This window comes from Microbacterium cucumeris, from assembly GCF_058349845.2.
Genome location: NZ_JBYRIZ020000001.1, coordinates 490941 through 505101, shown reverse-complemented (window position 1 = coordinate 505101; position 14161 = coordinate 490941). Strand labels below are relative to the sequence as shown.

Here is a 14161-nt window from a genome sequence, read left to right as displayed (position 1 = left end):
GCGAGCGGGGCACCGCTCGACGCGAGCGCGCGACTCAGACGACCGGGCGGCCGATCGAGCCGATGACGCCGTCGACGGGCTGCCCCGAGGCATCCCGCTTTGCACCGGGGACGGGCAGCGCGCGCACCGCTCCGTCAGCACCGACCGCGTACGCCGGCTGGTCGCCGACCCACGCCACGGTCAGGCGGTCCTCGCCCTTCAGGAAGGCGTGCGCACGTACTCCGCCGGTGGCGCGACCCTTGCGGGGGTACTCGGAGAAGAACGAGACCTTCGCACGGCCGGCATCCGTTCCGGGGATCATGCCCTCGGCTCCGGAGACCGTGGCGACCACGGCCTCCTCATCGGTCGTCACGACGCCGAAGTGGAGCACCGCGGCCCCGGCGCCGAGCTTGATGCCCGCCATACCGCCCGCGGGCGCACCCTGCGGCCGGACCGCCGAGGCCGCGAAGCGCAGCAGCTGGGCGTCGGTCGTGACGAAGACGAGGTCGGACTCGTCGGCAGCCACGGCGGCACCCACCACGGTGTCCCCGTCCTTCAGGCCGATGATCTCGAGCTCCGGACGCACCGGGAGGGTGGCGGGGACGACGCGCTTGACGGTTCCCTGAGCCGTGCCGATCGCGAACGGGGTCTCGGAGCTCAGCGGTACGAGGGCGACCACGCGCTCGGTGCGCGTCGTGATTCCCAAGTAGTCCCGCAACGGCGTCCCCGCGCCGAGCTGGACGGAACTCGCCGGCACCGACGGGAGGTCGACGGGGGAGAAGCGCAGCAGCCGTCCCGTCGACGTCAGTGCCCCGACCTCGCCGCGCACGGTCGCCTCGACCGTGGACAGGATGGCGTCGTGCTTGCTGCGTCGCGGCGGGCGGCTGATCTCCTGTCCCTCGACGAGATCGACGCGCACGGCACGACCGGTCGTCGACAGCGCCACGAGGGTCGGCGCATCCGCGATCTGGAGGTCTGCCTCTCCGGCCTTGGCGCGTCGCGCGACTGCCGGCTTGGCGTTCATCAGGAGGGTCCGGCGCGGCGTGCCGTAGGCGTCCGCCGCGGCATCCAGTTCCTTCGCGACCTGAGCGCGCAGCAGCGCGTCGCTCGCGAGCAGCTCCCTGAGCCCGGCGATCTCCGCCTGCAGGGCATCCCGCTCCGACTCCAGCTCGATGCGCGAGAACTTGGTGAGCCGGCGCAGGCGCAGCTCGAGGATGTACTCGGCCTGCGGTTCGGACAGGTCGAAGACCTGACGAAGCCGGCCCCGCGCCTGCTCGGTGTCGTCCGAGGAGCGGATGACCTGGATGACCTCGTCGATGTCGAGGATCGCGATGAGCAGGCCCTCGACGAGGTGCAGGCGCTCCTCACGGCGCGCCAGCCGATAGCGGCTGCGGCGCGTGATGACGTCGATGCGGTGCCCGACGTACACGCTGAGCAGGTCGCGCAGACCGAGCGTGCGCGGCTGACCCTCGACGAGGGCGACGTTGTTGATGCTGAAGGAGTCCTCCAGCGGCGTCAGCCGGTACAGCTGCTCGAGGATGGCGTTCGGGTCGAAGCCCGTCTTCACCGTGATGGCGACCCGGAGCCCGTGGTGGCGGTCGGTCAGGTCGGTGACATCGCTGATGCCCTGCAGCTTCTTGGCCTGCACGGCGTCGCGGATCTTCTCGATGAGCCTCTCCGGCCCGACCATGTACGGCAGCTCCGTCACGACGATGCCGGTGCGCCGCGGCCCGAGGGATTCGATCGACACCTTGCCGCGGACCTTCAGCGCTCCACGACCGTTGGTGTAGGCGTCCTTGATGCCGTCCAGCCCCATGACGATGCCGCCGGACGGGAAGTCGGGACCGGGGACGAACTCCATGAGCTCTTCCGTCGTGGCATCCGGATTCTCGAGGAGGTAGGTGGCGGCGGCGACGACCTCGATGAGGTTGTGCGGGGCCATGTTCGTCGCCATGCCCACGGCGATGCCGCTGGCCCCGTTGACGAGGAGGTTCGGGAAGGCGGCGGGGAGCACCGCGGGCTGCTGGAACTGCCCGTCGTAGTTCGGGATGAAGTCGACGACGTCCTCGTCGAGACTGTCCGTGAGCGCCAGCGCGGCGCCGGCGAGCCGGGCCTCGGTGTACCGCGCCGCGGCGGGACCGTCGTCGAGGGAGCCGAAGTTGCCGTGCCCGTCCACGAGCGGCAGACGTAGAGCCCACTCCTGCGCGAGGCGGACCAGTGCGTCGTAGATCGCGGAGTCGCCGTGCGGGTGCAGCTTTCCCATCACCTCGCCGACGACGCGGGCGCTCTTCACGTGCCCGCGGTCGGGGCGCAACCCCATCTCGGCCATCTGGAACAGGATGCGCCGCTGCACGGGCTTCAGCCCGTCGCGGGCGTCCGGCAGGGCGCGGGAGTAGATGACGGAGTAGGCGTACTCCAGGAACGACCCCTGCATCTCGCTTTCGAGGTCGATGTCCTGGATGCGTTCCTCGACGGGTTCAGCGGGCGAGGTTCTGGGCATGACGGACCTTCGGGCGTTGCACGGGGCTGTGAAAGACTGGCTCGGATATGCCTCTCATGCTACCGCCCGAGTCCGCCGCAGCCCGGAGCGTCGTCGGGGTGGCGGACGACCTGTTCGCCGCCGTGCGCGGCGAGGGAAGGGCGCGCATCCGCTCGGGCGTGCTCGTCGTCGTCGACGGGCTCGGGGCGATCGGCCTGCGCGCGCATGCCGGGCACGCGCGCTTCCTCACCGGTGCGATGGCGAAGCGGGATGTCGCGGCGTCGGTGTTCCCCTCGACGACGGCCGCAGCGCTGACGAGCATCCTCACCGGATCCTGGCCGGGCGAGCACGGTCTGGTGGGCTACCGCGTGCTGGACCGCGAACGCGATCGGCTGGTCAATCAGCTGACGGACTGGGAGAGCGCCGGCATCGACCCGGGTTCGTGGCAGGCGAGCGAGACGATCTTCGAGCGCGCCGCGGCCGCCGGGCACCCCGCCTTCGCCCTCGGCGTCGCCGCCTACGCCCACAGCGGCTTCACGCACGCCACGCTGCGCGGGGCGCAGTTCCATGCGGTGGCGTCGGCGGCCGATCGCGTCGAGACCGCCTACGAACTGGCTGAACGCCACGACGGCGCGCTGGTCTACTGCTACCTGGCCGACGTGGACAAGGCCGGCCACAAGCACGGGGTCGACTCGCCGGAATGGATCGCGGCGCTGGAGGACGTGGACGCGGCCCTGTCGCGTCCCGTTCCCGAGGGCGTCGGCGTGCTGGTCACGGCCGACCACGGCATGCTCGACGTCCCGGCCCACCGCCAGGCCGTGTTCGACGAGACGAATCGCGGCATGGCGCACATCCGCCATTTCGGCGGGGAGCCGCGCATGCTCCACCTCTACCTCGAGGTCGGCTCGGACCTCGACCACGTCGCGGCGCTGTGGCGCCAGGACACGGACGGGATCGCCGACGTCGCGACGCGCGACGAGGCGATCGCGGCCGGACTGTTCGGATCGCGCGTGACGGATGCCGCGGCGTCCCGCATCGGAGACCTCGTCGTCGCCGCGCGCGGCAACCGGGCGCTCTACGACGGGACGGCCGAGGACCAGCGCGGCCGCGGCATGATCGGGCAGCATGGTGCGCTGACCCCTGAGGAGCGTCAGGTCCCGCTCATCCGCCTGGGCGCGCTGGCGCGCTGATCGCGCGAGCGGGGTCCTGCAGCATCCGCGTTTCGACTCGTCGCTTCGCCCGCCTCCCTTCGGTCGTTGAGCGAGCGGACCGAGTCGAGACGCGTCGACCGCCGATCAGCAGGAGCCGCGTTTCGACTCGTCGCTTCGCTCCTCGCTCAACGAGCGGGGAGGGGTGAGTCCCGTTCGCGTTTCGACTCGTCGCTTCGCTCCTCGCTCAACGAGCGGGGAGGGGTGAGCCGCGTTTCGACTCGTCGCTTCGCTCCTCGCTCAACGAGCGGGGCGGTGTAGCAGCCGCGTTCCGGGCTCACTCGTCGGTGCGCGCTCCGAAGACGATCTCGTCCCAGGACGGCATGGCGTTCCGGCGACGCTTGCGCGAGGAGTTCTCCGACGCACTCGGAACGGGTTCCGGTTCCGGCTGCGGCTCGTCGTCGTAACCCGGTTCGAGCGCATCGAACAGCGCGATCGGGTCCGGTGGAGTGACGTCCTCGTTCTCGTCTGCGACAGCGGGCGCACTCTCGCGCTGACCGCGCCGGCGGCGCAGCGCTTCGAGCAGGTCGGCGGTCTCGGGACTCGTGCTGGAGTGCTCGGGGGCACGTTTGATCGCGGCGTTCTGCGCGGCGGTCGGTGCCCGGTCTGCGACCGCCGGCTCGGTGACGTCCGCCTCGGGATCGGCCACACCGCGCGGGCCGAACGCCCCGGAATCGAAGCGCGTCTCGTCCTTGTACGGGGAGGCGGGGCGTTCGCTCTCGACGGCGCGCAGCCGCGGGATCAGGCCTTCGGGGAGCGAACCCTGGCGGGAGAGCTGAGTGGCGTCCGCGTTCAGCGGCGCGAGCGTGCTGCGGCGGGGGTCGAAGCTCCAGCGCGCATCGTGGTCGACGTCGTTGGCCGTGAACTCGAGCTTGATGACCCAGCCGGACTCCTCCTTCCAGCTCGCCCAGCGTTCACCGCTCGCCTCGACGTCGGAGAGCTTGGCGCGGATCGCGGTGCCGAAGGTGGGCTGCGCGTCCGGCTCGACCTCGCTGCCGATGAGCACGGGGACGGCGAGCGCCTGCCCGACGACGTGCTCGCGCTCGGCGAGCACGGGGCCTTCGAAGCGCTCCACGTCGGCGCGATCGATGCCGAGCAGCTCGGCGACCTCGGCCGCGGCCAGGCCGGAGCGGATGTGCGCCTGGATCTCGCGCGGACTCGCGGCGAGCTTCGGAGCCGCGGGTGCCGCCTGCGCACGCGCGCGTCGGATCTCGGCGCGGAGGAGGTCGTCGATGGGCAGCGCGAAGCGCTGACCGTTCTCGGTGGCGAGGACGAGGACACCGGCCTCGGTGCCCACGATCGTGACGTTTTCCATGCGAATGCCCCTCTGATGGGTGTGCGTTCATGGTGTCACGCGGGCCCCTCGGATGCCGGGAATACCCTGGGCGCGCCGTGAGTTTGATCGGGTGCGATGACCGGCATTTGCGTATTCCGCTCCGGTCGTGCAAACTATGGCCGCCGATTACCCGACGGCGCCCCGCCCACTAGCACCATGAAAGTGGAGATCTACCGCATGGCAACCGACTACGACGCCCCTCGAAAGAGCGAAGACGACTCCGAGTCGATCGAAGCCCTGAAGGAGCGTGTGCCGGACAAGCTCTCCGGCTCGACCGGTGACGAGGACTCCGACAACCCGTCGAGCTTCGACCTGCCGGGAGCCGACCTGTCCGACCTCGAGCTGGACGTCGTCGTGCTGCCTGCGCAGCAGGACGAGTTCACCTGCATGAGCTGTTTCCTCGTGAAGCACCGCTCGCAGCTCGACCACGAGGGCCCGGACGGCCCCATCTGCAAGGAATGCGCGGCCTGATCGCAGCATCCTCAACGCGCCCCGACCTCTCAGGTCCGGGGCGCGTCGTCGTTCAGCCGCGGGCGCGCCGGATCGCGGCGGACAGCCGGTCGGGGGTGCGGGTCGAGACGGTCCATGCCGTGACCGGGTCGTCGGGATCGGTGTTGGGCACGACCACGACCCCGTCGATCCCGCCCCGGATGAGGTGCCAGCCCGTCGCCGGCAGGCCCGGCCCGCGCGCGTGCTTCGCCTCCTCGCCGGTGAGCGCCACCGGCTCGCCAAGCCAGCGTGCGTCGATGTGCGCGCGGCCCGCGTGAAGGACTCCGGCGTCGACGGACACGACGGGGGAGGCGGCGATCAGCAGTGCGATGACGGCCACCGCCGCCGCGACGCCGATCACGAGGCCGAACGTGGGCGCCACGGGCACGAGGGTGAGGGCGACCATGGGCGCGAGCACGGCGGCGGACGCCAGCAGCCAGAGGCTGGGTGCCAAGCGCTCCCGGTAGCGCGGACGTGTGGCGGGGACCGTGTTCTGCATTAGCCTCGTGGGGTGAGCGATTCCATCGATCTTCCCATTATCGCCTCCGTGGTCCCGCACTACGCCCATCCCGGTGACGCCGGTGCCGACCTCGTCGCCGCCGAGGCGGTGCATCTGGAGCCGGGCGAGCGCGCGCTGGTGGCGACCGGAGTGCGGATCGCGCTGCCGGAGGGATACGCGGCCTTCGTGGTGCCGCGCAGCGGGCTGGCGGCCAAGCACGGCATCTCGATCGTGAACTCGCCGGGCACCGTCGATGCCGGCTACCGCGGGGAGATCAAGGTGAGCCTGATAAACACGGACACCCGCAGCGCGTACGATGTGGCGATCGGCGATCGCATCGCCCAGTTGATCATCATGCCCGTCACCCGCGCCACCTTCATCCCCGTCGAGGAGCTCCCCGAGAGCGTCCGTGGCGACGGCGGCTTCGGCTCGACGGGATACCAGGCGGCCGGTCCGGCCGCAGCTCCAGGGGAGAAGTCATGACAGAGCAGAACGAGCAGTCGGCCAAGTCGGCTCCGGCGGATCGTGCCGTCGAGGGCCCGTTCGACGAGTCCGAGGTGAACCCGGTCCGCCCGTACATCGACCTCGGCGGCATCAAGATCCTGCCCAGGGACGGACTCAACCTCCGCCTCGAGGTCGAGGAGCAGACCAAGAGGATCGTCGCGGTCGGTCTGGACTACGCGGACTCCTCGCTGCAGGTGCAGCCCTTCGCCGCGCCGCGGTCCGGCGGGCTGTGGGACGAGACCCGGGTGCAGCTCAAGGACCAGGTCCGCTCCCAGGGCGGTCGTGTCGAGGAGCGCGACGGCCCGTTGGGCAAGGAGCTGCTCGCGGAGGTGCCGGCGTCGGCATCCGAGGGATCGGGTCTCCGGCTCGCGCGCTTCATCGGCGTCGACGGCCCGCGATGGTTCCTGCGCGGCGTGATCGGCGGCGCCGCGGCCTCCGACCTGGATGCCGCGGCGAAGGTCGAGGACCTGTTCCGCTCTCTCGTGGTCGTCCGCGGCGGTGCACCCATGCCGCCGCGGGATCTCATCCCGTTGAAGATGCCGGCCACGCCCGGCGCCGCGTGAGCGACCGGGGACCCTCCGCCCAGGACCCGGGGGAGGAGGCGGGGAAGGGCGAGCCCGAACCCCGTGTGTCCGACATCCTCGGCGCCGCGCTCGGCGGGGCGGCCCGCAAGGCGGGCATCGACCCGGAGGAGGGCGGCGCGACCCACCGCGTGGTGTGGTCGGCGATCGGCGGCTGGCGCGGCATCCTCGAATCGGTGCTGCCGAGCCTGGCGTTCGTCGTGCTGTTCACGATCCGCCCGGAGCCGCTCATCCTCTCCCTCGGCGTCTCGGTTGGGCTCGCGGCCGTGTTCACCGTCGTGCGCCTGCTCCAGAAGTCTCCACCGTCCGCGGCGATCGGCGGCCTGGTCGCGGCCGGAGCCGCGGCGGCTCTCGCGCTGTTCACCGGCCGGGGCGAGGACAACTTCGTCCCGGGGTTCCTCACCAACACCCTGTACGGCACCGCCCTTCTCGTGTCGGCGCTCGTCGGGTGGTCCCTGATCGGGCTCGCCGCCGGATTCCTCATGGGGGAGGGCACGGCCTGGCGCGGCGACCGGCGCAAGAAGCGGGCGTTCTTCTGGCTCGCGATCGCGTGGGCGGGTCTGTTCTTCGCGCGGCTCGCGGTCCAGCTTCCGCTCTACTTCGCGGGAGACGTCACGGCGCTGGGCACGCTCAAGCTGATCATGGGGCTGCCGCTGTTCGCCCCGATGATCGCCGTGACGTGGCTGGTCGTGCGGGCGCTGTATCCGCGTGGGTCGGCGCAGCGCGACGCCGCCGATTCGTGATAGATTTATCTCGACATCAAGATAAATTGCAGGCTTTCGCGCACGGCTTCGGCGGAGCAGACTGGTTAGGTCCGCCTTGCTAGCCGCGCGGGCTCGCTGGCGAGCAAGATGGAGTCGCCTGTTGCCTCCATCCGAGAAGAAGGAGACGGATTCGTGTCCACGGTGAACAGCTTCGGTGCGCAGAGCACCCTGACGGTCGGCAGCACCGACTACGAGATCTTCCGCATCGACACCGTCCCCGGTTACGAGAAGCTCCCGTTCAGCCTCAAGGTCCTCCTGGAGAACCTGCTCCGCACGGAGGACGGTGCGAACGTCACCAAGGCGCAGATCGAGGCCCTCGGCTCGTGGGATGCCACGGCAGAGCCGAACACGGAGATCCAGTTCACGCCCGCACGCGTGGTCATGCAGGACTTCACCGGCGTGCCCTGCATCGTCGACCTCGCCACGATGCGCGAGGCCGTGACGGCGCTCGGGGGCGACGCCAACAGGATCAACCCGCTCTCTCCGGCCGAGATGGTCATCGACCACTCGGTCATCGCCGACCTGTTCGGCACCGACAACGCGCTCGAGCGCAACGTCGAGATCGAGTACGAGCGCAACGGCGAGCGGTATCAGTTCCTGCGCTGGGGCCAGACGGCCTTCCAGGACTTCAAGGTCGTCCCTCCGGGCACCGGCATCGTCCACCAGGTGAACATCGAGCACCTGGCGAAGGTCATCTACGACCGCACCGTCGACGGCGTGCTGCGCGCCTACCCGGACACGTGCGTCGGAACCGACTCGCACACCACGATGGTCAACGGGCTCGGCGTGCTGGGCTGGGGCGTCGGCGGCATCGAGGCCGAGGCCGCGATGCTCGGTCAGCCGGTCTCCATGCTCATTCCCCGCGTGGTCGGCTTCAAGCTCACCGGCGAGATCCCGGCAGGGGTCACGGCCACCGACGTGGTGCTGACCATCACCGACATGCTGCGCAAGCACGGCGTGGTCGGCAAGTTCGTCGAGTTCTACGGCGCCGGCGTCGCGTCGGTCCCGCTCGCCAACCGCGCGACCATCGGCAACATGTCTCCGGAGTTCGGCTCCACGGCCGCCATCTTCCCGATCGACGACGTCACGACCGAGTACCTGCGCCTGACCGGCCGCGACGAGCAGACGGTCGCGCTGGTCGAGGCCTATGCCAAGCAGCAGCACCTCTGGCACGACCCGGCCAACGAGCCCGTGTTCAGCGAGTACATGGAGCTCGACCTCGGGACGGTCGTGCCCTCGATCGCCGGCCCCAAGCGTCCGCAGGACCGCATCCTGCTCTCCGACGCGAAGAGCCAGTTCGAGCAGGACATCCTGAACTACGCCAGCGCCAGCACCTCGGACGACCTCGTGGATCTGGAGTCGAAGCACTCCTTCCCGGCCTCCGACCCCGGCTCGGTCCCCGGAGAGGAGGACGCGCACACGCGTCCCGTCCACATCTCCAGCGGCGTCAAGGGCGCGTCCAAGCCGGTGAAGGTCAAGCCCGCCGCCGGCGAGCCCTACGTCATCGACAACGGGGCGGTCACCCTCGCGGCGATCACGTCGTGCACGAACACCTCCAACCCGTCGGTCATGATCGCGGCCGGTCTCGTCGCGCGCAAGGCGCTCGAGAAGGGCCTCAAGCAGAAGCCGTGGGTCAAGACCACCCTCGGCCCTGGTTCCAAGGTCGTCACGGACTACTACGAGAAGTCCGGGCTCGACAAGGACCTCGAGGGTCTCGGCTTCTACACCGTCGGTTACGGCTGCACGATCTGCATCGGCAACTCCGGTCCGCTGATCGAGGAGGTCTCCGCGGCGATCAACGACAACGACCTCGCCGTCACCGCCGTCCTCTCCGGCAACCGCAACTTCGAGGGCCGCATCAGCCCCGACGTGAAGATGAACTACCTGGCCTCGCCGCCGCTGGTCGTCGCCTACGCGCTGGCCGGATCCATGCACTTCGACTTCGAGAACGACGCGCTGGGCACGGACCAGGACGGCAACGACGTGTTCCTCAAGGACATCTGGCCGGCCCCCGAGGAGGTCCAGGAGATCATCGACTCCTCGATCTCGCGCGAGCAGTTCATCAAGCAGTACGCCACCGTGTTCGACGGCGACGAGCGCTGGACGAGCCTCCCGACGCCGACGGGTCCCGTCTTCGAATGGGACGAGGACTCCACCTACGTGCGCAAGGCGCCGTACTTCGACGGCATGACGATGGAGCTGACCCCGGTCACGGACATCTCGGGCGCCCGCGTGCTGGCCACGCTCGGCGACTCGGTGACCACGGACCACATCAGCCCGGCGGGGAACATCAAGGCGGGAACCCCCGCTGCGCAGTACCTGACCGAGCACGGCGTCGCGCAGAAGGACTTCAACTCCTACGGCTCGCGTCGAGGCAACCACGAGGTCATGATCCGCGGCACGTTCGCGAACATCCGCCTGAAGAACCAGCTGGTGCGCGCGGTGAACGACGGCAACGAGGTCGAGGGCGGCTACACCCGCGACTTCACTCAGGCGGACGCCCCGCAGTCGTTCATCTACGACGCCAGCCGGAACTACCAGGACGCGGGCACGCCTCTGGTGATCTTCGGCGGCAAGGAGTACGGCTCCGGTTCGTCGCGCGACTGGGCGGCCAAGGGCACCAGCCTGCTGGGCGTCAAGGCCGTGATCACCGAGAGCTTCGAGCGCATCCACCGTTCGAACCTGATCGGCATGGGCGTGGTCCCGCTGCAGTTCCCCGCCGGGGAGAGCTGGGAGTCGCTCGGCCTGGACGGCACCGAGGTCGTCTCGATCTCGGGCCTCGAAGAGCTCAACAGCGGCGTGACGCCCAAGACGGTGCACGTGACGGCCGCTCCCAGCGAGCACTCGCCCGAGGGCAAGCAGGTCGTCGAGTTCGACGCGGTGGTGCGCATCGACACCCCCGGTGAGGCGGACTACTACCGCAACGGCGGAATCCTGCAGTACGTGCTGCGCTCGCTCGTCTGATCGCGCGATCCATCGCATCGCCCCGTTCGGCCCCGGCCGGGCGGGGCGATGCGTTTGCGGCTACGCCGCACTCCCATCCGGCACGACACGACGCATCACCCATCGCCACTTCGCGATGCGCCGATCCCGCGCGAATCCCAGCTCGGTGAACAGCGTCTCCGGACCGGTGTGGAAGTACGCACCGCGTTGGGGCTTGCGGTCCTCGACCTGCTCGGGATACGCCTCGACGACGCCGCCGCCCGCTTGGGCGATCGCGGACAGGGCGGCGGTCACAGCCGCCCTCGCGACGCCGGCGCCGCGGTGCCTGCTTCCGGTGAAGAGGCACCCGATGCGCCACTCGGGCGGTTCGCCCGCCCCCGACGCATAGGCGGCCGGGTTCTTGATGTCCGGCAGCTCCGCCGGCGTGCCGAACTGGCACCAGCCGACGCAGTCGCCGCCGTCGTAGACGAGGACCTGATGCACGGTGCCGCGTCGCACGTGACGTCTCTTCGCGTCGCGGTTCTGCAGGGCGGTCTCCCCGAAAGGCTCCGGGTGGAAGCCGATGCACCAGCATCCGCCCCAGACGCCGTTGCTGGCCTCGACGAGGGCCGCGAAGTCGTCCCAGGTGTCGTCCGTGAGCATGCGCGTCGTGAAGACGCGTTCGGTCGTGTCGGACATGCGTTCCGCCTCCTCGTCGGACCCGATGCCCCCAGTGTCGCGGGTCCGACGGGGGGAGGGCAACGCCTGTCGCGATCGTCAGACGCACGACGTGCGCGCGTCGCGGCCGCACCGGATACTCAGGACCCGGAGATAGACTTGAGCACGTTCGCACGGCATACCGCCGCGCACGTCGTCGAGTCGCGGAGGAGCATCCATGCCGATCCTGCCGAGCATCACCGGCCCCCGAGATCTTGATCGGCTCACGCCCGCGCAATTGAGGGAGCTCGCCGACGAGATCCGCGAGTTCCTCGTGGAGAACGTCTCGCGCACCGGAGGGCACCTGGGGCCGAACCTCGGCGTCGTGGAGCTCTCGATCGCGCTGCATCGCGTCTTCCGTTCCCCGGACGACCCCATCATCTTCGACACCGGCCACCAGTCCTACGTGCACAAGCTCCTCACCGGGCGTCAGGACTTCTCGCAGCTCCGGGTGCGCGGCGGCCTCGCCGGCTATCCGCAGCGGGCCGAGAGCGCTCACGACGTCGTGGAGTCGTCGCACGCGTCCAGCTCACTGAGCTGGGCCGACGGCGTGTCGCGCGCTCTGACCGCCACCGGTCGCGCTGACCGCCACGTCGTCGCGGTGGTCGGCGACGGCGCGCTGACGGGCGGGATGACCTGGGAGGCGCTGAACAACATCACGGACGACAACGACCGCAACCTGGTGATCGTCGTCAACGACAACGGACGCTCCTACGCGCCGACGATCGGTGGCATGTCGCGCTATCTGAACCGGGTGCGCACGGCCGCCGCGTACAAGGACCTGCACCGCAGGTCCGACCGCTTCTTCCGGGTGTTCGGTGCCTTCGGGCGGGCACTGTTCCGCGGGGTTCGCGGGGGAACCCACGGTTTCCTGTCGCGGTTCACGAACAACGCCGCGCTGTATTCCAATCTCGACATCAAGTATCTGGGGCCCGTCGACGGTCATGACCTCGGCGCGCTCGTGGAGACGCTCGAGCTGGCGAAGTCCTACGGGGCGCCGGTGATCGTGCACGCCATCACCGAGAAGGGACGCGGGTATCAACCCGCACGCGACGACGAGGCCGACCAGTTCCATGCCGTCGGTCGCATCGATCCGGCGACCGGCGAGACGCTGTCCAGCAGCGGTCAGGGCTGGACGGACGTGTTCTCCGAATCGCTCGTGCAGGTGGGGGAGCGCGACCCGAAGGTGATCGCGATGACCGCGGCGATGCTGCGCCCCACCGGTCTCGCACCGTTCGCGGAGCGGTTCCCCGACCGGGTGTACGACGTCGGCATCGCCGAGCAGCATGCGGTGACTGCTGCGGCCGGGCTCGCCTACGGGGGCCTGCACCCTGTCGTAGCCCTGTACGCGACGTTCATGAACCGTGCCTTCGACCAGGTGCTCATGGATGTGGGGCTTCACAAGGCCGGCGTCACATTCGTGCTCGACCGGGCCGGTGTCACCGGCCCCGACGGCCCGAGCCACCACGGAATGTGGGATCTGGCGATGCTGCAGATCGTGCCGCACATCCGGATCGCCGCGCCGCGCGATGCGCCGCGGCTGCGCGAGGCCCTGGACGAGGCCGTCGCCGTGGACGACGCGCCGACCGTGATCCGCTTCCCGAAGGGGGACGTCGCCGCCGAGCTGCCGGCGATCGAGCGTCTGGAGGACGGCGTCGACGTGCTCGCGCGCGGCGAGGCGGAGGACGTCCTGCTGGTCGGCATCGGGCCGTTCGCCGCACTCGCCGTCGACGTGGCGGCGCGTCTGCGTGCCCAGGGGATCGGGGCGACCGTGATCGATCCTCGCTGGGCGATCCCCGTGCAGTCGTCGGTCATCGACCTGGCGCGCCGCCACCGGCTGGTCATCACGTTGGAGGACGGCATCCGCGTCGGCGGGATCGGGACGCGCGTGCGTCAGGTCCTGCGGGAGGCGGGAATCGACACGGCCGTGGACGAGCTGGGCCTCCCTGACGAGTTCATCGATCACGCGTCGCGCGACCAGATCCTCGCCGACGCCGGCCTCACGGCCTCGAAGATCGCCCAGGACATCGTCTCGCAGGTGCTCGGCATCCGCATCCCTGTGGCGCGCAACGCCGGCGAGACCGGGACGATCGATCTGCCGCTGCACGAGAAGCGCTGAACCGGATCAGTCTGTCGCCGCGTCCTCGGCGATCATGTCGACGTCGATGCGGCCACGCCGCTCGCGGCGGGAAAGGATGCCCCGATCGCGGCGGAGAGCGGCGCGGGCGGTGAGCCACCATCCGAGCGGAACCGCGATCAGGGCGGAGACAGCCGCGATCAGGATGAGGTCGGTCTTTCCGGGAACAATCAGATTGGTCACGACTCCCGCGAGCGCGGCCAGGACGGCGCCGAGAAGCACATACGCCGACGCGTGGACGCCCACACGGCGCTGTCGGCGGAGTGCGCGAGCGAGGCCCCACACCAGCGGCGTGAACACGGCTGCGGCAAAGGCCGCCACCGCCGCGGCGATCAATATCGAATAGCCGCCGATCCACAGCAGGAAGCCGAACGTGGACAGCGAAGGAGGCGTGCCAAGGCTCAACCAGATGAACAGGAGGACGATGCCGGCGGCGAACAGGCCGACGAACAGTCCCCACACGCACAATGCGCCCCTCAGCAGCTCATCCCGCGAAACGGCCATCGGTTCAGCGGCCGTTCGCGCTGTGCGGACGGGCTCGTCGTC

The 14161-nt window shown here is 69.9% G+C and carries 12 protein-coding genes; 7 read left to right on the top strand and 5 right to left on the bottom strand.

From position 1 onward, the window contains the following. Positions 1 to 34: 34 nt before the first annotated feature. A complete protein-coding gene (locus tag AC3RXZ_RS02500) occupies positions 35 to 2479 on the bottom strand; it encodes a DNA gyrase/topoisomerase IV subunit A (RefSeq protein WP_491493071.1) in 2445 nt (814 codons plus the stop codon). A 47-nt stretch (positions 2480 to 2526) separates the two neighbouring features. On the opposite strand from AC3RXZ_RS02500, the gene AC3RXZ_RS02495 reads away from it, so the two are divergent. Beyond that, positions 2527 to 3648: an alkaline phosphatase family protein gene (locus tag AC3RXZ_RS02495; RefSeq protein ID WP_491493070.1), complete on the top strand. Its 1122-nt coding sequence runs from the start codon at positions 2527 to 2529 to the stop codon at positions 3646 to 3648. A 295-nt stretch (positions 3649 to 3943) separates the two neighbouring features. Here AC3RXZ_RS02495 and sepH read toward each other — a convergent pair whose 3' ends face one another. Further along, the gene (gene sepH / locus AC3RXZ_RS02490; RefSeq protein WP_491493069.1) at positions 3944 to 4981 is read right to left on the bottom strand and encodes a septation protein SepH; all 1038 of its coding nucleotides are present in this window, start codon (positions 4979 to 4981) and stop codon (positions 3944 to 3946) included. 198 nt (positions 4982 to 5179) lie between these two features. Between sepH and AC3RXZ_RS02485 the strand changes: the two genes are divergently transcribed. Then, the gene (locus tag AC3RXZ_RS02485; protein WP_120230320.1) at positions 5180 to 5473 is read left to right on the top strand and encodes a DUF4193 domain-containing protein; all 294 of its coding nucleotides are present in this window, start codon (positions 5180 to 5182) and stop codon (positions 5471 to 5473) included. A gap of 52 nt (positions 5474 to 5525) precedes the next feature. On the opposite strand, the gene AC3RXZ_RS02480 is transcribed toward AC3RXZ_RS02485, so the two are convergent. Beyond that, positions 5526 to 5990: a DUF3093 domain-containing protein gene (locus tag AC3RXZ_RS02480; protein ID WP_491493068.1), complete on the bottom strand. Its 465-nt coding sequence runs from the start codon at positions 5988 to 5990 to the stop codon at positions 5526 to 5528. A gap of 12 nt (positions 5991 to 6002) precedes the next feature. Between AC3RXZ_RS02480 and dut the strand changes: the two genes are divergently transcribed. The 4 genes from dut to acnA all read left to right on the top strand — a co-directional run bounded on the left by dut (position 6003) and on the right by acnA (position 10803). Next, positions 6003 to 6473, top strand: coding sequence for a dUTP diphosphatase (gene dut, locus AC3RXZ_RS02475; protein ID WP_243225574.1), 471 nt, complete (start codon positions 6003 to 6005; stop codon positions 6471 to 6473). After that, positions 6470 to 7057: a DUF3710 domain-containing protein gene (locus AC3RXZ_RS02470; protein WP_243225575.1), complete on the top strand. Its 588-nt coding sequence runs from the start codon at positions 6470 to 6472 to the stop codon at positions 7055 to 7057. Before dut ends, AC3RXZ_RS02470 begins: the two co-directional genes overlap by 4 nt. Next, positions 7054 to 7818, top strand: coding sequence for a DUF3159 domain-containing protein (locus tag AC3RXZ_RS02465; protein WP_374208921.1), 765 nt, complete (start codon positions 7054 to 7056; stop codon positions 7816 to 7818). Before AC3RXZ_RS02470 ends, AC3RXZ_RS02465 begins: the two co-directional genes overlap by 4 nt. 108 nt (positions 7819 to 7926) lie before the next feature. Then, on the top strand, positions 7927 to 10803 hold the full coding sequence (acnA, locus tag AC3RXZ_RS02460) for an aconitate hydratase AcnA (RefSeq protein ID WP_491493067.1): 2877 nt from the start codon (positions 7927 to 7929) through the stop codon (positions 10801 to 10803). A gap of 60 nt (positions 10804 to 10863) precedes the next feature. Here the strand turns inward: acnA and AC3RXZ_RS02455 are convergent, their stop codons facing one another. Beyond that, complete coding sequence (locus AC3RXZ_RS02455; protein WP_491493066.1) at positions 10864 to 11460, bottom strand: GNAT family N-acetyltransferase; 597 nt, start codon at positions 11458 to 11460, stop codon at positions 10864 to 10866. Positions 11461 to 11656: 196 nt separating this feature from the next. On the opposite strand from AC3RXZ_RS02455, the gene dxs reads away from it, so the two are divergent. After that, positions 11657 to 13597 carry a 1-deoxy-D-xylulose-5-phosphate synthase gene (gene dxs / locus AC3RXZ_RS02450; RefSeq protein WP_491493065.1) on the top strand — a complete coding sequence of 647 codons (1941 nt, stop codon included), beginning with the start codon at positions 11657 to 11659 and terminating at the stop codon, positions 13595 to 13597. Positions 13598 to 13603: 6 nt separating this feature from the next. On the opposite strand, the gene AC3RXZ_RS02445 is transcribed toward dxs, so the two are convergent. Continuing rightward, positions 13604 to 14119, bottom strand: a complete 516-nt coding sequence (locus AC3RXZ_RS02445; protein ID WP_491493064.1) for a hypothetical protein — start codon at positions 14117 to 14119, stop codon at positions 13604 to 13606. Between the last annotated feature and the right edge of the window lie 42 nt (positions 14120 to 14161).